At 62.7% G+C, this 17,135-nt stretch carries 20 protein-coding genes and 2 tRNA genes; 13 read left to right on the forward strand and 9 right to left on the reverse strand.

Features of this window, described 5'->3' with window-relative positions; translation table 11 throughout:
* Window positions 1-13: 13 nt before the first annotated feature.
* The 5 genes from B0919_RS11025 (at window position 14) to B0919_RS11045 (ending at window position 4,097) form a co-directional block, all read left to right on the forward strand.
* Window positions 14-100: transfer RNA gene (locus tag B0919_RS11025), tRNA-Ser, on the forward strand.
* A 54-nt stretch (window positions 101-154) separates the two neighbouring features.
* Window positions 155-239 (forward strand) — tRNA-Ser (locus B0919_RS11030).
* Between the two features lie 399 nt (window positions 240-638).
* A complete protein-coding gene (locus B0919_RS11035) occupies window positions 639-1,262 on the forward strand; it encodes a porin family protein (protein ID WP_176133001.1) in 624 nt (207 codons plus the stop codon).
* A 378-nt stretch (window positions 1,263-1,640) separates the two neighbouring features.
* Entirely contained in the window at window positions 1,641-3,260 is a 1,620-nt protein-coding gene (locus B0919_RS11040) for a Na+/H+ antiporter (protein ID WP_078012315.1), read from the forward strand.
* 132 nt (window positions 3,261-3,392) lie between these two features.
* Window positions 3,393-4,097: a RibD family protein gene (locus B0919_RS11045; protein WP_078012316.1), complete on the forward strand. Its 705-nt coding sequence runs from the start codon at window positions 3,393-3,395 to the stop codon at window positions 4,095-4,097.
* A 92-nt stretch (window positions 4,098-4,189) separates the two neighbouring features.
* On the opposite strand, the gene B0919_RS11050 is transcribed toward B0919_RS11045, so the two are convergent.
* Window positions 4,190-4,462 (reverse strand): hypothetical protein, encoded by a 273-nt coding sequence (locus tag B0919_RS11050; protein WP_078012317.1) that lies wholly within the window; start codon window positions 4,460-4,462, stop codon window positions 4,190-4,192.
* A 76-nt stretch (window positions 4,463-4,538) separates the two neighbouring features.
* Window positions 4,539-5,390, reverse strand: coding sequence for a DNA/RNA non-specific endonuclease (locus tag B0919_RS11055; RefSeq protein ID WP_078012318.1), 852 nt, complete (start codon window positions 5,388-5,390; stop codon window positions 4,539-4,541).
* 233 nt (window positions 5,391-5,623) lie between these two features.
* Here B0919_RS11055 and B0919_RS11060 point away from each other — a divergent pair, with 233 nt between their 5' ends.
* The 4 genes from B0919_RS11060 to B0919_RS11075 all read left to right on the forward strand — a co-directional run bounded on the left by B0919_RS11060 (window position 5,624) and on the right by B0919_RS11075 (window position 8,213).
* Window positions 5,624-5,983 carry a hypothetical protein gene (locus B0919_RS11060; protein ID WP_078012319.1) on the forward strand — a complete coding sequence of 120 codons (360 nt, stop codon included), beginning with the start codon at window positions 5,624-5,626 and terminating at the stop codon, window positions 5,981-5,983.
* A gap of 24 nt (window positions 5,984-6,007) precedes the next feature.
* The gene (locus B0919_RS11065) at window positions 6,008-6,883 is read left to right on the forward strand and encodes a PAS domain-containing protein (protein WP_078012320.1); all 876 of its coding nucleotides are present in this window, start codon (window positions 6,008-6,010) and stop codon (window positions 6,881-6,883) included.
* Window positions 6,884-7,043: 160 nt separating this feature from the next.
* Entirely contained in the window at window positions 7,044-7,553 is a 510-nt protein-coding gene (locus tag B0919_RS11070) for a TlpA disulfide reductase family protein (RefSeq protein WP_078012321.1), read from the forward strand.
* Window positions 7,554-7,583: 30 nt separating this feature from the next.
* Window positions 7,584-8,213 carry a thioredoxin family protein gene (locus tag B0919_RS11075; RefSeq protein WP_078012322.1) on the forward strand — a complete coding sequence of 210 codons (630 nt, stop codon included), beginning with the start codon at window positions 7,584-7,586 and terminating at the stop codon, window positions 8,211-8,213.
* 245 nt (window positions 8,214-8,458) lie between these two features.
* Here the strand turns inward: B0919_RS11075 and B0919_RS11080 are convergent, their stop codons facing one another.
* The 3 genes from B0919_RS11080 to B0919_RS11090 all read right to left on the reverse strand — a co-directional run bounded on the left by B0919_RS11080 (window position 8,459) and on the right by B0919_RS11090 (window position 10,647).
* Window positions 8,459-8,707 (reverse strand): Tn3 family transposase, encoded by a 249-nt coding sequence (locus tag B0919_RS11080; protein ID WP_139362063.1) that lies wholly within the window; start codon window positions 8,705-8,707, stop codon window positions 8,459-8,461.
* Between the two features lie 104 nt (window positions 8,708-8,811).
* The gene (locus B0919_RS11085) at window positions 8,812-9,723 is read right to left on the reverse strand and encodes a helix-turn-helix transcriptional regulator (RefSeq protein ID WP_078012324.1); all 912 of its coding nucleotides are present in this window, start codon (window positions 9,721-9,723) and stop codon (window positions 8,812-8,814) included.
* 90 nt (window positions 9,724-9,813) lie between these two features.
* A complete protein-coding gene (locus B0919_RS11090; RefSeq protein ID WP_078012325.1) occupies window positions 9,814-10,647 on the reverse strand; it encodes an oxidoreductase in 834 nt (277 codons plus the stop codon).
* 408 nt (window positions 10,648-11,055) lie between these two features.
* On the opposite strand from B0919_RS11090, the gene B0919_RS11095 reads away from it, so the two are divergent.
* Both B0919_RS11095 and B0919_RS11100 read left to right on the forward strand, forming a co-directional pair.
* Window positions 11,056-11,349, forward strand: coding sequence for a heavy metal-binding domain-containing protein (locus tag B0919_RS11095; protein ID WP_078012326.1), 294 nt, complete (start codon window positions 11,056-11,058; stop codon window positions 11,347-11,349).
* Between the two features lie 124 nt (window positions 11,350-11,473).
* On the forward strand, window positions 11,474-11,803 hold the full coding sequence (locus B0919_RS11100) for a four-helix bundle copper-binding protein (protein ID WP_078012327.1): 330 nt from the start codon (window positions 11,474-11,476) through the stop codon (window positions 11,801-11,803).
* A gap of 203 nt (window positions 11,804-12,006) precedes the next feature.
* Here B0919_RS11100 and B0919_RS11105 read toward each other — a convergent pair whose 3' ends face one another.
* Window positions 12,007-13,437: a hypothetical protein gene (locus tag B0919_RS11105; RefSeq protein WP_078012328.1), complete on the reverse strand. Its 1,431-nt coding sequence runs from the start codon at window positions 13,435-13,437 to the stop codon at window positions 12,007-12,009.
* 255 nt (window positions 13,438-13,692) lie between these two features.
* Here B0919_RS11105 and B0919_RS11110 point away from each other — a divergent pair, with 255 nt between their 5' ends.
* The gene (locus B0919_RS11110) at window positions 13,693-13,902 is read left to right on the forward strand and encodes a heavy-metal-associated domain-containing protein (protein ID WP_078012329.1); all 210 of its coding nucleotides are present in this window, start codon (window positions 13,693-13,695) and stop codon (window positions 13,900-13,902) included.
* A gap of 150 nt (window positions 13,903-14,052) precedes the next feature.
* Here the strand turns inward: B0919_RS11110 and B0919_RS11115 are convergent, their stop codons facing one another.
* On the reverse strand, window positions 14,053-14,802 hold the full coding sequence (locus tag B0919_RS11115; protein ID WP_078012330.1) for a TVP38/TMEM64 family protein: 750 nt from the start codon (window positions 14,800-14,802) through the stop codon (window positions 14,053-14,055).
* 94 nt (window positions 14,803-14,896) lie between these two features.
* Between B0919_RS11115 and B0919_RS11120 the strand changes: the two genes are divergently transcribed.
* Window positions 14,897-16,162 (forward strand): zinc dependent phospholipase C family protein, encoded by a 1,266-nt coding sequence (locus B0919_RS11120; RefSeq protein WP_078012331.1) that lies wholly within the window; start codon window positions 14,897-14,899, stop codon window positions 16,160-16,162.
* Window positions 16,163-16,168: 6 nt separating this feature from the next.
* Here B0919_RS11120 and B0919_RS11125 read toward each other — a convergent pair whose 3' ends face one another.
* Window positions 16,169-16,585, reverse strand: coding sequence for a hypothetical protein (locus B0919_RS11125; protein ID WP_078012332.1), 417 nt, complete (start codon window positions 16,583-16,585; stop codon window positions 16,169-16,171).
* Between the two features lie 9 nt (window positions 16,586-16,594).
* Window positions 16,595-17,029 carry a hypothetical protein gene (locus B0919_RS11130; RefSeq protein ID WP_078012333.1) on the reverse strand — a complete coding sequence of 145 codons (435 nt, stop codon included), beginning with the start codon at window positions 17,027-17,029 and terminating at the stop codon, window positions 16,595-16,597.
* Window positions 17,030-17,135: the final 106 nt, after the last annotated feature.

The raw sequence follows: 17,135 nt of genomic DNA on the forward strand, positions 1-17,135 counted from the left end.
CGATTTGGGCTACAGAGAGGTGGCAGAGTGGTCGAATGCGACGGATTCGAAATCCGTTATACCTGCAAGGGTATCGGGGGTTCGAATCCCCCCCTCTCTGCAAAAAGGCTTTTCCGGTATCCCGAAAAAGCCTTTTTTTGTGAATACCCGCCACAGAGGAGTGGCAGAGTGGTCGATTGCGGCGGTCTTGAAAACCGTTGACTGTAAAAGGTCCGGGGGTTCGAATCCCTCCTCCTCTGCGAAAAAGCCCCGTTTCCATCTTGGAAACGGGGCTTTTGTTTTCAGGGACGCTTTGGGATAGAGTCAGCCAATAAGAAGCAAGGCAACAGGAAGTCGGCCGCAAGTGGGCACAGCCAATAACCTGCACAACGCTACTTGCACACTACTATCAGGCCAGAACAAGAAAAGCAATCCTTTAGGCGGCCGTTTGGGCTATTGGTAGCTGAAACAGCCTCTTCAGGGCAGTACTCGCCAACGTCGATAATTTTAAATGATGAGCTTGTATATTGATAATCAATATTTTATCTAAACAAAATTACGTGTATGCCGTCTTTACTTACGCACCCTGGATGCAGTGGCTTTCGAGCTATTCTCTCCTGTGCGGAAACGGACCTCTTTACCATCCTCACTTGCTAGCTATGAACAAAATTCTTCTGTTCCTGGCCCTGCTTACCGGCGCTACCGCCGCAGCACAGGCCCAATCCACCAACGGTGGCGGCACCCGTTTCGGCCTCAAAGTGGGCGTGGTGGCTGCTACGCTGGCCGGCGACGACAAAGACTTCCAAGGCGATGTGCAAAACCGCTTTGGTTTTCAGGCCGGCATCACGACCACGACGACCCTGGGCGTAGGCGGGCTGTTCGAACTGCACCCCGAGTTGCTCTACTCTCAGCGCGGCTACCAGATTGAGGACGTCTCCAAAACAACTTTTCACAACATCGATCTGCCGCTCCTGGCCCGTATAAACGCCGCCGGCCTTGTGTTTGAAGTCGGTCCGCAAGTGGGGTACTTATTTGCGCGTAAGACGAAATTCGATGATTCAGCCATTCCGGACATCACCGGTCGGGGCCAACTCAACAAGCTCCAGTTCGGCTACATCGTGGGCGTTGGCTACCAGCTGGAGAGCGGCCCCAATGTCGGCATCCGCTACAACGGCGGCATCACCAGGCTCTATGACGGAGACGCCACTCTCCCCGGAGGGAATAACATTCGCAACTCGGTATTTCAATTTCAACTGGGCTTTGCCTTCCCCGGCGGCAAATAAGCCACTTAAGTACCTGTTGGGTTCGTAACAGGTTGAACGCAAAAGCGCTGCTCCGGTCCAATGGCCGGTGGCAGCGCTTTTTCATTTTGGCCGCTCAGAGTGCCAGCCATGGAGCTGTTCCTGGGTTGGTGAGGCCGGAAGGCCTAGCCAGGAGCCTGGGCATTTTCGACTTTGAGCTAAGGCCGGGGAAAAGGGACGCCATCAAAATGCCCGACACCAAGGGCCACTTTTTCGTCAGCAAACCGTACTGTGGCGGCTGGGCGCGCGGTCGGAGCACGGCTTTCAATCAAGGAAGTTAATCAGCACTTTTGACAGCAAGCCTGCACCCGGAAGGCCCTACGCGGGCTTTCGGTATTTCCTTTTTCTAAGCCGCCTGCTATGCAAAGCCAGTTGTTCGAACTCGTCTGTTTGGTCCTGATCATTCTGGCGCTGGTTATGCTGGCCCGCAGGCTGCGCGTGGCCTACCCCATTGTGCTGGTGCTGGGCGGGTTGGGGCTGAGCTTCACGGCCGGGTTTGCCAACATTGCTATCGACCCCGACCTCGTCTTCTACCTTTTTCTGCCGCCGCTGCTCTACGAAGCGGCTTGGCAAACCTCGTGGAAGGAGTTCTGGCGCTGGCGGCGGATTATTACCGGCTTCGCGTTTCCCATCGTCATCCTGACCTCCTGCGTCGTAGCGGTGGTGTCGCAAGCGCTGATTCCGGGCTTCACCCTGGCCTTGGGCTTTCTGCTGGGCGGTATCATTTCGCCGCCCGATGCCATTTCCGCTACTACCATCATGCGGCAGGTGAAGGTGCCCAAGGTGCTGGTCAGCGTGATAGAAGGGGAGAGCCTGCTCAACGACGCGTCGTCGCTGATTGTGCTGCGGTTTGCGCTGGCGGCTGTGCTTACCGGGCAGTTTCACCTCGGCGAGGCCACCACGAGCTTTTTCCTGGTTATCGTGCTCGGCACGCTCATTGGCCTGCTCGTCGGGCTGGTGTTCTACGCCATTCACCGCTGGCTGCCCACCACGCCCAGCATCGAGATTGTGCTGACGCTGGTGACGCCTTACTGTATGTACTTCGCGGCCGAGCACTTTCACTACTCCGGCGTGCTGGCGGTGGTCAGCGGCGGCTTGTTGCTCTCCAGTCGGCGCGACACGCTGCTGTCCTCGCAGAGCCGGCTGCAGGCCTTCAATGTGTGGGCAGTGCTCAGCTTCGTGCTGAACGGGTTGGTGTTCCTGCTCATCGGCCTGCAGCTGCCCATCATTACCGCGCAGCTCGGCAGCATCAGCCTGAGCAGCGCCATTGGCTACGGCCTGCTGATTTCGCTGGCCCTTATCGTGACGCGCCTGCTGTTTGCGCTGGGTACGGCGCAATTTACCCGGCTGGCCAGTCACTTCATCACCGTAGCCGACCCGAACCCCGGCTGGAAAGCGCCGCTGATTGTGGGGTGGGCGGGCATGCGCGGGGTGGTGTCCCTGGCCGCGGCGCTATCGGTGCCGCTGCTCACGCCGGCCGGGCAGCCGTTTCCGTACCGCAACCTGATTCTGTTCGTCACCTTCGTGGTCATCCTTGTCACGCTGGTTTTTCAGGGCCTGACGCTGCCCTGGCTGATTCGCAAGCTGCAACCGCAGGACCACAACGCGACTTTGTCGGAGCCGGAGCAGGAGCGCGTGATTCAGCAGCAGCTGACCCGGCAGGCGCTACAGTTCGTGGAGGAACGCTTCGGGCCCGACGGCGCCGCCAACGACTACCTGCACAACCTGCGGGCCCGCTTGCAGCTCGATATGACCATTTACGGGCAGGAGCACGCCGCCGACTCGGCCCCAGCGGAAAACGAGCTGACCCGCTTTCAGCGCCTGTATGTGGAGCTGCTGGCTGGCCAGCGGCAGTTGCTCCACGCCCTGAACCAGCAGCCGGACTACGACGAAGAGCTGATTCGGAAGTACCTGTCCTTAACGGATCTGGAGGAGCTGAAGCTGCGCGAGAAGCTGCCACAAGCCGCCGACGCGCCCTAGCTGCCCCAGCGGCGCCGCTTCTTGCCGGAGCTGACCAGCACTGTCGTTGCCACCTACGCTTCCGTGAACACCCCGGGCTGCTGATGCCGCTGGCCTTCCGCCGCGCGGCCGCCAGGGCCGTATAAGCGCCCTATGACACGACCCCACGTTATCTGCCACATGATGTCCTCGGTGGACGGCAAAATTCTCTCCGCCAACTGGAAGGACGAGGAGCTGACCAACACCTTCGCCGGGTATTTTGAGAAGTACCACGTCACATTCACCAGCCAGGCTTGGATGTGCGGGCGCATCACTATGGAGCGCGACTTTTCCGGCGGTGTGCAGCCCGAGCTGCAGCCGGCCCCGCACCCGATACCCCGCGAGCCGTTCATCGGCGACCCGAATGCTACTTCCTTCGCCGTGGCCGTGGATGCCCACGGCAAGCTGGGCTGGGACAGCAACCAGACGCACGGCGACCATATCATCGAGGTGCTGACGGAACAGGTCAGCGACGAGTACCTGCATTACCTGCAGCGCAAGCGCATTTCCTACCTGTTCGCGGGCCAGAGCGAGGTCGATTTCACCTCGGTGCTCGAGCAGCTGGCCGCGTTGTTCCCCATCCAGACGCTGATGCTGGAAGGCGGCGGCCACCTGAATGGCTCCTTACTCAACGCCGGGCTCATCGACGAGCTGAGCCTGCTCGTGCTACCCCTGGCCGACGGCACACCCAAGTCGCCGACTACTTTCGAAGTAAGCGAGTACCTGCCCAAAGGCCCGGCTACGCGGCTATACCTCACGAAGGTAGAGCAGCTCGACAACGACGTAATTTGGCTGAAGTACCGCTTCGAACGCTCCTAAAAGCATGGAGCCTGCACCGGCGTAAATAAGCGGCCCCGCTTCACCTGAGCGTGAAGCGGGGCCGCAGTTGGTTATGGTTTGGGCGCAGGCGGCTAGTTCAGCCACACCTCCGCGGCTATTTCGAAACGGTGCGGCGCAAAAGCGTTGTAGTAGGGGGCTTCGGCCTCAAAACCCAGCACGTGGATCAGCGGCATGCCTTCCAGGCGGCTCTGCACCATCCGCACGGGGTAAATTTTGCCTTCTTCGGGCCAGTCGCCGGCGTGGTTGGCCGGGCGGTTGCCGGCATCCACGCAGTACGCATAGTGCAGTACGGGCTCGTGGCGGGTGGCGTCGGCTAAACTCAGGTTGGCTACTTCTTTACTCATGATGGCAAGATAAGTCGCGACGGGAAAGATTGGTTCAGTGCCGCGGCGCTATTGTTTAGGAAAGCAGCTCCGTTATTTACTGGGTAGGCCCGTTGTCGACGCGGGCTTCCACGGTGGCCTGCGTTGCCTGCGGCACGGCCGAAAGCAGGTCGTAGCCAGTGGCTTGCTCGATGGCGTCGACGCTGGTGCGGTACGAGGCCCAGTTGCTGCTCACGTCGTTGTCGTTGGGCACGTCCACGGCAATGATGCGCGCTTCGCGGCCCACGCGCTGGGCGTCCTGCTCGCCCACGGGCAGGGCCACTATTACCTTCCAGTAGTGCGCGGGCACGGTTACGCGGCCGCGGTCGAGGGTCAGGGCGTAGCCGTTGGAGCCGGTGCCGCCCCGGCCGTACGAGCCGCACACGATGTAAAGCTCCTGCCCGTCTTCGACGAGGCTGCGGCAGTAGTCCTCCAGCCGGGCCCAGGTGCGCTGGTTGTGGTTGGGCGCCTGCGGGCCCATGTTGGTCATCAGAAAGGTGGCCGAGTTATCGGCCGCGGAGCGGGTGCGGTCGGCGGAAGGGCAGTGGTGGCCGCGGTCGAAGCCCGAGCCCACGTAGCTGCTGGCCTGCACTTGGTACCAGCCGGCAGGCAGCGCAGCGTCGGGGCGAAAGTCGTCTTGCCGGGCCGCATTGCCGAGCCAGTCGGGGCTCAGGTGCCACGCCACCCAGTTGGGCAGGCCCCGGTCGCGGTGGTACGACAGCGCGTACTGGGGCTTTTCCAGCAGGTAGTTGGTGGGCTTGGCGGCGTCGGTTGTCGCCCCGCTCGGGTTACCGAGCACGAGGTGCTCGTTGACGGCCGGAGCGGGTTGGGGTGATTCCTGGTCGGTGCAGGCGCTGAGCAGCAGGGCAGCCAGGCCGCAGGCGCGGAAACGGGTAAAAGCAACAGGCATGGTAGGAGGGGGCGCAGTAAGGCCCCAAAGGTCGGCATACGAGGGTAGCTGTGCGCTAGTAGCTATACTTGCGCCAACGAATGCACCAGCAAGTGGCAGAGTACATGGATTCTGCGTGTTTGTTCTTGCTAATAGTAAGTATATACACGTAGCGAATCGGCCATAAATGGAACTTGTGCTGGTACTAGATGGTATCTTTGCCGACTTAATATTTCCGCCGTCATTGCTCGCGCATGTCTGAATTGCTTTTTGACGTGAATCTGCAACAGTTGCCAGACGAGTTTCTGACGGGCGACTGGCGGGTGACCAACCGGGTGCTCAACCGCACCGACCCCGATAGTAGCCTGGCACAGGCTACGTGCCTGCGGCTGGAGCCAGGGCAGTTGCAGGTGCAGGCCGCGCAACAGGTGCAGAACGGGCAGTGGTCGGTGCAGCGCGACGCGTTGTTGCAGCGTCCGTACCTCGACATCCAGCTGGAAGACGAGCGTACCCGCGCCCTGATTACCCGCCTGCGGCGCTCGGCCGATGGGCAAACCAGCCAACTAAACCTGTATTTCCTGTCAGGAATGGAGGTACTGCTCACCCAGCCCTGAGCAGTGCCTTTTTTTGCCACTTCCATGTTGATGCCCGAAGAACCCAGCACCACGAGCTACGAACGCCTGCAGGCCGCCATCGAGGCGGCGGGCGTCGGTACGTGGGATCTTAACCCGCTCAGCGGCGAACTACAATGGTCGGCCCGCTGCAAGGAACTGTTTGGCCTGCCGGTTACGGCCGATGTGGACTACCCACGCTTTCTGGCCGGGCTGCACCCCGACGACCGCGCCCGCACCGACGCCGTGGTGCAACAGGCGCTGGACCCGCGCGGCTCCGGCAGCTACGACATCGAGTACCGCACGGTGACGCCCGAGGGGCAGGTGCGCTGGGTGCGCGCCACCGGCCGGGCTTCCTTTGATGCCGCGCGCACCCAGGCGCTGCGCTTCGTGGGTACCATCACCGATGTGAGCGACGCCAAGCGCCTCGACGCGGAGTACCGCTCCGTGGTGGAGCTGATTCCGCAGATGGTGTGGCTGACCGATCCGGAGGGCTTCCATACCTTCTTCAACCAGCGCTGGATTGATTACACGGGCTACACCGTGGCCCAAAGCCAGGGCACCGAAATGTGGAACAACCTACTGCACCCCGACGACCAGGCGCGGGCCCGGCAGATCTGGAGCCACTCGCTGGCCACCGGCGCCGACTACGAAATCGAGTACCGCTTCAAGAGCAAGGACGGGGGCTACCGCTGGTTTTTGGGCCTGGCCAAGCCCATCCGCGACGAGCAAGGGCAGATTGTGCAGTGGTTTGGCACCTGCACCGACATCGGCGAGCAGAAGCAGCTGCAGGAGCAGCTCGAACGCGCCTATTCGGATCTGGAAGCCAAGGTCATGTTCCGCACGCTGGAGCTGGAGCATGAGGTGCAGCAGCTGCGCCAGCAGCTGGCCGAACGCGGTTAAGCAGCCCGAGAACTTCACTGAGCAACGGCGCCCCGGCAGGGGCGCCGTTGTGGTTTCTGAGCTTATCATTGCCCGGGCGTGGCGAGTGGGCGCGCATGCAGCCATCTGTTATCGGCCTTGTCCGTAGACCAAGGCCCTATACCAACCATCTTACTCGGTTATGAAGCACATGCAACTTCGGTTCCTGGCCTTTTTGCCCTTGTTTGGGCTACTGCTGCTCGCGGGGCCGGCGGCGCGGGCCCAGCAGGTGCGCGTAGTGAAGCTGCCCGCCCTGCAGGAGCTGCTGCGCCGCTCCGGCGACACGACGTACGTGGTCAATTTCTGGGCGACGTGGTGCAAGCCCTGCATCGAGGAGCTGCCGAACTTCGAGCAGCTGCGCACCCGCTACGCCCGGCAAAACGTGCGGGTGGTGCTGGTCAGCCTGGATTTTCCCTCCAAGCTCGACGCCAAAGTTCGGCCCTTCGTGCAGCGCCAAGGACTGAAGTCGGCGGTGTGGCTGCTTAGCGAAACCGACCAGAACGCTTACATTGAGGCTATTGACCCAAAATGGACGGGCGCGCTGCCCTTTACCGTGGTGTACAACAACGCCCGCCAGCGACGACGCAGCTTCGAGCAGGCGCTGTCGGCGGCGGAGCTGGAAGCGGCCGTGCAGGCCGTGCGGGTACCGTAGTTTTTCTGTTTCACCCTTTTCCTTGCCAGCATGAAAAAGTCAATGCTTGCCCTGATTGCCCTGCTCGGGACGGTGCTCACCCTCAGCAGCGCGTTTCGGCCGGTGGCCGAAGGCGGCTACCAGGTGGGCGACAAAGTCGCGGACTTCAAGCTGAAGAACGTGGACGGTAAAACGGTGTCGTTGGCCGATAACGCTACCGCCAAAGGCTACATCGTGGTCTTTACCTGCAATACCTGCCCATACGCCCAGGCCTACGAGGACCGCATCATGGCCCTGCACCAGAAATACGCTGCCCAGGGCTACCCGGTAGTGGCCATCAATCCCAACGACCCGCAGGTGGCACCCGGCGACTCCTACGCGTCCATGCAGCAGCGGGCCAAGACCAAACGGTACGCCTTCCCGTACCTGCTCGACGAAAGCCAGGAGGTAGCCCACGCCTACGGCGCTACCCGCACGCCCCACGTGTACGTGCTGCAGCGCACCGGCGCTGATTTCAAGGTGGCCTACATCGGCGCCATCGACAACAACACCGAAGATGCCAAAGCCGCCACCCAACACTACGTGGACGACGCGCTGGCCCAGCTGATGAGCGGCAAGGCCGTGCAGACGACTTCTACCAAGGCCATCGGCTGCACCATCAAGTGGAAGAAAAAAGCGTAGCGGGTCTGCCGTCAGCTTAGTCTTAAAGGGGTTCTTCTTCCAAACGGGCAGATTTACACGCTAAACCATCGAGTCACCGGGATGGCGGCGGTGCAGCAGGTCGAGGTGGGCCGGGTTGGCAGAGTACTTACTGAACCGGTTGATGCACTCGTAGCGGCTGGGAGATAAGTATTCGAAGTGCGCTTCCTAACCGGCTAGCCTTCGGCCCGCAGCTGCTGGAGGACCTCCTGCATATATAGCATGGTTCAAAGCAGCACGCAGTTGGTGAGCAGCGTCAGGCACCGGGCCGCTTCGGTTTGGGCTTCCTGCTGCTTGCGGCGGATAATGCCTTCGCTGCCAAACCAGAGCCAGGCCCGCAGGGCGTACAGCTCTCGGTTCGATCGGCTGCGGGCCAGCAGCGCCAGGTGTTTCTGCCGGTTAGGGTGCAGCCCACTCACGTTCCAGCTCGCCACGCCGAGGCTGTCCAGGTAGCGAAGCTTGTCCAATGCAGTCATGATGGCGGCTGGATTGCTAACAGTAGTCGGCTGCACGTTGAAGGCAAAAATTAAGTCAACGGTCTTGTTTCCTATGGAATAAAAAAGGTAAAAAAGCAGCGGGGTTAATGCACGGAGAGCCGGTACTGGAGGGGCGAGACGGCGGCGTGCTGCTTAAAAAACTTGCTGAACGACTGGGAGTGCTCGAAGCCCAGGCGGTACGCCACTTCCCCGACCGAGAGGGCAGTAGTGGTGAGCAACTGTTTGGCGTGGTCGAGTAGTTTCTGCTGCACGTGCTGCCGGGCCGTGAGGCCCGTATGGGTGCGCAGCAGGTCACTGAGGTAGTTGGCCGACAGGTGCAGCCGCCCGGCTAGCTCCTCTATACTAGGTAGGCCATGCTGGGGGAGCTGGTCGCCGGCCACGTACTCGGCCAGCAGCTGCTCGAAGCGGCTCACCACATCGTGGCTGGCCGCCCGGCGCGTGAGGAACTGCCGGTGGTAAAACTGGTTGCAATAGGTCAGCAGCAGGTCGAGGTGCGCCACCAGCAGGTCCTGGGTAAAGGCCGTGATGGGCGCGGCCACCTCCCGGGCGAGGCGCTGCATCATGTCCAGCACCTGCTGCTGCTCGGCGGCCGAGAGGTGCAGGGCCTCGTTGGCCGCGTAGCCGAAAAAGCCGTACTCCGTGATTTTGCGGGCCAGGGGATACCCCTGGAGAAAATCCGGGTGCACGACCACCAGGCAGCCCTCCACCAGGACGGGTACGTCCGCCTCCAGGCGCACGGTCTGGTGCGGGGCGGTAAAAATCAGCACGCCCTCGTCGAAGTCGTAGTGCTGCTGGCCGTAGCGCAGCTGCCCCCCAGTCAGCTGCTTAAACGCAATGGTGTAGAAGCTGTAGGAAATGGTCTGTGCGGTGCGGGCCTGCATGGCCCGCAAGTCCACCACGCTGATGAGCGGGTGCGTGGGCTTGGGTACCTGCAGCGCCTGGTGCAGGGCCGAAATGGAGCGCAGATGGTGCAGCGGCGGGCGGTGCGGCTTCATGCGAAGAAGTAGAAAAGGGCCGCCGGCCCGCGCGGACCGGCGGCCAGTACCTGGCGCGAGCAGGATGCCCGACCAGCTGGGCGGCAAAAGTTAGGTTGGAAAATCGGTCGACACGGACAAGGCGTGCCACTGTTCGGCTTCCGCCAGGCGCTGGCGCAGCGCCTGCGTCACCGCCTGCACGGCATCCGAGCCGGCCAGAAAGCGCAGCGGCGGCTCCGCCTCGTCGGTGAGCCGAACGATGGCGGCGGCCAGCCGCTGCGGGTCCCCGGGCTGCTGCCCGCTGAGGTGGTCCACGTAATGCAGCGTCTGGCCCACGGTGGGGGCGTAGTCGGGCAGTACCGCTGGCGCCTTGCGGAGCGACTTGTTGCTGAGCAGCTCCGTGCGGAAGGTGCCCGGCTCCACCAGCGTCACCCGGATGCCCAGCGGCTGCACCTCCTGCTGCAGCGACTCGGTCAGGCCTTCCACGGCAAACTTGGACCCGCTGTAACTCGACGAGGCCGGCGCGCCGATGACGCCCTGCATGGAGGAGATATTGAGGATGTGCCCGGCCCGCTGGCGCCGCAAGTGGGGCAGCACCGCCCGCGTCACGTTGAGCAGCCCGAACACGTTGGTGTCAAACTGGCGGCGCACCTCGGCGTCCGTCGTGGTTTCCAGGGCCCCGAGCAGGGGGTAGCCGGCGTTGTTGACTACCACGTCGAGCCGGCCGTGCTGATCGATTACCTGCTGCACGGTGCGTTGCACATCGGCCTCGCTGGTCACGTCCAACCGCAGGGCGGTCAGGTGGGAAGTGCGGCCGAACGTGTCGGCGGCGGTTTCCGGGTGGCGGCTGGCGGCGACCACGTAGTCACCGGCGGCGAGGGCAGCCTTAACAATCTCAGCCCCGATGCCGCGGTTGGCACCGGTAATCAGCCATACTTTATTCATAAGAAGTGATGAGGTACGAAGGCAAAATTCCGCCGTTGTCGAGCGGGTTTTGTAGCTCAACGCGGGGAAGTTGTAGCCCGTTTACGGTTTTGAAAGAGCCCTACTTGGTCGAGCAGGGCCTACCGGTCCTGGCGTGCCCGAAGCAGTGCCAACCCACTAGCGCGAGCCGGCAGGCAAACACTCCTTCGCCAACCCGGCTCCCGCCGCCCGCTCCGCCATCCCGGTGACCCGATGGCTTGGCGTGTAAATCCGCCGTTTGTAAGAGGAACCCTTAAAGCGCTGGAACCGCCGTTTCGGCGCTTTTATTTGGCGCGCAGTGGCCTGCCACGCCCTGAAGCGTGGCGCCGCCGCCGTTGTGCTGTACCTTTGCGCTCCAGGAATTAACCGGCGTTCTGCGCTGTCTTTCGCATGATGAACAAGCTTTTCGCACTGCTGGTAACGGCCAGCCTCTTTACCGCCTGCAACAGCAAGCCCACCGGCGACGCCGCTACGCCCGCCGCGCCCACGGCTGCCACGGCCGATTCGGCCAAAATCGAGCAGCCCACCGACGAGGTGAGCCGCCCCAGCACCGAAGGCGGCACCGGTGACCAGACGAACACCGGCTCGACCACCTACGTGTGCCCCATGGGCTGCAAGGGCAGCGAAAGCACCAAGCCCGGCCAGTGCCCGGTGTGCGAGATGGACCTGGAAAAGAAAAGCTAGGCCACCGCAGAAGCAGAGGGCTCTGCACCCGCCGGGGGTGAAGGGTATGCCAACCCGCTCGGACAGAATGGGGTAAGTAAGCCAATAGCCGACAGGACATTGTGCCAATCGAAACCCCTTTGCCATGCACCCGCAAAACCAACAGCTCCTGGCCGCACTTAACGCCTGCGTCGCCGCCTGCGAACATTGCATTTCGTCCTGCCTGCAGGAAGACGACGTGAAAATGATGGTGCGCTGCATCAGCCTCGACCGGGACTGCGCTGATATCTGTGCCCTGACGGCCCGGCTGGTGGCGCGCGGCTCGGCCCATGCCGCGCACCTGATGCGCGAGTGCGCCGAAATCTGCCGGCTCTGCGCCGAGGAGTGCGCCCAACACCAGGACCAGCACTGCCAGGAGTGCGCCGAGGCCTGCCGCCGCTGTGCCGAAGCTTGCCGCCAGCAAGCTGCCGCTTAAGAGTTGCCCCAACGCCAACGGCCCCGATACCACACTTGGTACCGGGGCCGTTGGCGTTGGGCAAATGGCTATTGCCGATTGGTAAAGTTGGCGCAGTCCTGGGCCTCAGCGTTCCTCAAGAAACTCTCTCACCAATGTCCTGATAACTGCCTGGCGAGACACCGAAACTGCGCACAACCGGCCGATAAGGCCGCAGGCGGCCGTTAGTTGAAGTAGACCTGGTACTGGGCCACCACCGCGCTACGCGAGGAAGTACGGTTGGCCTTGAGCCCGTCCAGGGTGAAAATGGGGCGGTTTTGGTACGCCACCGTAAACTTGGAGGTGTGGCCCACCAGCAGCCAGTTCACGCCCACGTCGTAGTAGTTCATGGCGTCGTTGAGCCGTTCGTAGTTGGCGTGCTGCATGCTCACGTAGGGCATGAAGGTGGTCGAGCCCACGAGGTTGTCGGGCAGTTTGTAGCCCACCTGGCCGTAGAGCACATTGCCGGTGCCGTAGGCGGGCCAGCCGTTGCCCGAGCCGTTCAGGCTGTTGGCGGCCGAGCTGGCCAGGCCGTTGACGGGATTCAGCGGGGCCGTGTTGCGGATGTAATTGGGGCCGTAGTCGAGGTGGTAGTAGGCAGCGTAGGCGCTGATGGCCTGCCCCTTGTCCGCTGCCCCAATGGGTGCATCGTAGTACGCATCGACGGCGAATTGCTTGAGGGCCGTCTGCACCGTATCGGGGCTGCCGGCGTTGCGGTACCAGGTGGCTTTGGGCTGCAGAATGAAGCCGGCGCCGATGTTGAATACGCGCTTCTTGCCCAGGTACGTGCCCGCGTTGTAGGGCGTCAGGTTGCTTTCCTGGTCCAGAAACTGCCACTGCAGGTAGCCCTGGTACTGGGCCCGCGGTGCCAGCGACGAAAAGGAAGCAATGCCGACGGCGGGCGTGTTGGTGGCAATGAGCAGCGGCTTGCTGATGGCCAGGCGGTAATCCAGCTTGCTGAGCTTGCCCTTGGCGTACACGCTCAGCTTGCGCCCGAACTGGTCGTTGACGTCGTTGGTCGTTTCGGCTACCAGCGGTAGATCAAGGCCCAGGATGGAGCCCACCGACGAGGCCGTGAAGCGCGACAGGCCGTTCCAGGCGCCCAGCCCCGTGCCTAAGGAGAGCTTGTTTTTGACGACGGCGTATTCGCCCACGGCGTCGTGGAGGAAGAAGCCGACTTTGCGCTCGGAGTTGTAGCCGAAGTTGTTGATACCGATCTGCGAGTAAATGAACACGCGGTCGGTGAGCTGTCCGTAAAACTGGATGCGGAAGCGGCGAATGGCCGCGTCGAGCAAGTGGTCTTCGCTGCGGCCGTTGACGCGGGAGCCGGGGTTGAGTTGCTCGTAGCGCACCCAGGCCTGGTTAATCAGCGTGAGCTTGACGTAGTGGCTGGCGTCGGCGTTGAGGGGCAGCTTGCCCTCTTTGAGCGGCGTCACAGCGGCCGGAGCGGGCTGCTGCGGGGCCGGGGCGGCCTGCGCACCCTGGGTATCGGCGGGCGGCGGAGGGGTTTGGGAAGAGGACGGAGCCGGGGCCGCGGGCTGTACTTGGGCCTGGGCGCTGAGGAAGCCGGCTAGCAACGGGGCTAGGGCCGCAGCGCGCCACCAATTTTGCGACATGCAAGAGGGGGTTGGGGGAGAAAAAACACCGGCCGACGTCCTGCCACCGAAGTACCGAAGCACTAATCAGCAGCGAAGCACGGGCCGGGTAGATGAATGTTGGATGAGAAGCGCCGGCAAGGCGCTGCGCGGTGCAAAAATATTGTAAGTCGCGCCAGCCAATCCTGTACGCAAAGCTCGCCACCCGCGGCCTAGCTTTGCCGTACGAAAATCCATGCTGCCGGCACCCACAACAGCCGGCGCTATCAACTGCTTATGCAAACCCTGCGTTTTACCACCTCCATCAACTGCGGCAACTGCGTGCGTGCCGTCACGCCGGCGCTCAACGAGCTGGCCGGGGCCGGCAACTGGCAAGTGGATACGGCCGTGCCCGAAAAAGTCCTCACCGTGCAATCTGACAAGCTCACGCCCGAGCAAGTGGTAGCCGCCGTGCAGGAAGAAGGCTTCGAAATCACCGAAGCTTAAGTCGCTAAGCGGGTGGCATTCCACTGGAGCTGTCATCCCGAGGCGCTAGCAAAAGGACCTTATCACGCCGGAACGACTGTCGTTGTTACGACTCGTTCCAGCACGGTAAGGTCCTTCCGGCGTCGGGCTGGCGAAGAAGCACACAACGGCTCAGCGGTATTCCGGCTTTTCGGTAACGCGTTCAGCCGAATCGTTGGCGGGTTGTGACGCCGAGCTTTGCGGGTGGTGGCGCTTGTCCCACCAGATGTACGCCCCAAATAACAGCAGCCCCACGCCCGATACCCACAGCAGGCCCGTCTTGAGCCGGCCGCTGTCCTGGCCGAGGTAGGCTAGCAGGCCGATGAGCGGAATGATGGCCACAGCCGTCACGCCGATAAACTTCCAGTAGCCCATGCGCGCCACGCCGGCCACGAAGCTGATGGCGTCGTTGCTGACGACGGGCGTAAGCCGGGCCACGGCCACCGCCCCGATGCCGTAGCGCTCCACAAAACCAGCCACTTTCCGCTCGGCCTTCTCGCCCAGCAGCCGGATGATAAAGGCCTCGCCTAGGCTGTGCCCGATCCAGTAGCCCAGGCTGGAAGCCGTCAGTACGCCTACCCAGGCCAGCAACGAGCCCCACCACGGCCCGTAAGCCAGCACCGCCACCAGGATGAGCAGGGCGTTGTTGATGACGAACAGAAACATCTGCGCCACCATGGCCAGCACCAGTACTACCGGGCCCCAGTAGCCAAACTGCTCGACCCAGGCCGCCACTTGCTGCTGCTCGCCGCTGCGCAGCGCCGCCCAGGCTTGCTGTACCTGCTGCTGAAACGCCGGCCACAGGAAGTAGCAGGCGCCAAGCGTGCCAAGGATGCCGAGGGAAATGTAGAGCGGAAGGCGGGTGGTTTTCGATTGGGCCATAACGGACGAGTGAGGGAGAGTATAGGGTACGGCAACGCCACCCCGCAGTTTGCCGTTTGGGCACTCGGGGCCGCTGCTGACCCCGTTGCCGCCTATGTTCCGATTGTTGTTGGTGCTGCTGCTGGTTGCGCCGTTTTCTGCTTCTGCCTATTCCGTACTGACGCACCAGGCCAACGTGGACACCTGCTGGCGGCGCTGCATCCGGCCCATCATCGCCCAGCGCTACCCCGGCACCACCAACGAGCAGATGATCGAGGCGAAAAGCCACGCTTACGGGGGCTCCATCGTGCAGGACATGGGCTACTATCCGCTCGGCTCCAAGCTGTTTACCGACCTGACTCACTACGTGCGCTCCGGCGACTTCGTGCGCAACCTGCTGCTGGAAGCCCACGACCGCAACGAGTACGCCTTTGCCCTGGGCGCGCTGGCGCACTACGCCGCCGACATCAAAGGCCACTCCGAGGGCACCAACCGCGCCTTGGCCTCGGTATACCCCGAGCTGGCCGCCAAGTTTGGCGACGTGGTCACCTACAACGAAGCGCCCATTCAGCACACGCAGCTGGAGTTTGCCTTCGACGTGGTACAGCTGGCCGCCGGGCGCTACCGTTCCGATAATTACCACGATTTCATTGGGTTTCACGTCAGCAAATCCGTGCTGGAGCGCGCCTTTGTTAAGACCTACGGCATCGAGCTGAAGCAAGTCGTGGTGGACCTGGACCTGAGCGTGACCACCTTCCGCTTTGCCGTGAGCCAGTTGATTCCGACTGCGGCCCGCGCGGCTTGGCACGCCGAGCGCGACGAGATTCGCAAACTCTCGCCCCAGGCGCGCCGCCGCGACTACCTTTACCGGCACAACGAGCAGGCATTTCGCCGCGAGTACGGCACCTCCTACGACAAGCCCGGGCTGGGCGCCCGCCTCATGTCAAAGGCCATTAAGGTGCTGCCCAAGATCGGTCCGCTGCGGCCCTTTGCCTTCAAGGTGCCCACCCCAGAGGCCCAGCAGCTGTTTCGGCAAAGCTTCGCCGACGTCATCGTGAAGTACTGCGACTTGCTGGGCAGTGTGCAGCAAGCGGCCGCCGGCACGCCGCCCGCGCTGCCCAACTTTGATTTCGACACGGGCAAACCCACCAAAGTAGGGGAGTACGCCCTGGCCGACGAAACCTACGGGGAGTGGGTGCGCAAGCTGCACAACGACACGTTCGCCGCCGTGACCCCGCCGGTGCGCCAAAACATCCTGGCCTTCTTCGATGGCTCGGCCAAGCCGCCCAAGGACGAGGAGGAAAAAGAAAAGCGCCACCGCGAAAAAACCGAGGAGGCGCTGCAGCAACTGCGGGCTTTGAGCCTTCCGGGCGGCAACTAAGCGGCTTTAGGCCTGCAGCCAGCGCAGGGCCCGGGTTTCGTCGTCGAAAAAAGCCATCCAGAACGGCTGATCGGGGGCGGTGAGGTGCTGTACCTGTGCGGTGCGGGCGGCGTCGTTGCGCAGGGCGTAAAACTGGTCCGGCGTCATCAGGCAGGCTAGGCGCATAGGCTCGGCAAAGTAGGGGTAGAGGCTGGGCAAAAACTCCTGGTGCAACCACGCCGATTGCTCCGGCGGTGGGGGCAAGGGCCGGCTCCGCGAATCGATAAACCAGCGTGCCGCCAGCAGGCGTACGGCTAGCCCGTGCGCCTGCGCGTAGCCGTGCTTCAGCTCGCCCATGGTCAGGGCCCGCTGCCAGCGCAGGCGCAGCACGTCGGGCTCGGGGCCGTAGCGCAGGTCAAAGAATTCCGTAGCAGTGGGCATCATAAACCGGGGTTAGGAGCGAGAGAGCAGCCACTGCAGCGCCGGCCCCTCGTCGATGAACGTGGCCAGGCGGTAGGGTTGCGCGGCGCTCTGGGCCGAAGCGGTGGCCGTGCGCAGACCTGCGTCGCGGTTCAGCTCGTCGGCGCGCATGGGTGAGAGCAGGTAGGCCACGTGCAAGGTGCCGGGCGCCACGGCCGCGGCGGCATCGGGCAGCAGATGGTCAGCCACCCAGGCGGAAGAAGCCGCTTCCAGCTCCGTGCGGCGGCGCACGTCGATGAGCCAAAGAGCCGCGTGGTGGTGTTCGTTGAGCGCCAAAGCAGCCCGAAAACCTATCTGTAATTCGACAAAGGAAACCGGGCGCAGCCAGCGCACCGTCAGCACGCGCAGATCGGGGCGGTAACCCAAATCCAGAAAGTCGAATTCAGCGGTAGAGGCGGCAACACTCATTCGGCAAACATACAGCCTTAACCGCCTCATACCCAATTCTGCCGGTGGTTTCAGGCAGGATAAGCTGACTTCATGAGGCGAGACCCTGGCGCTGCTTTTCCAGAGG

It is taken from the genome of Hymenobacter sp. CRA2 (assembly GCF_002007105.1).
Taxonomy (GTDB): domain Bacteria; phylum Bacteroidota; class Bacteroidia; order Cytophagales; family Hymenobacteraceae; genus Solirubrum.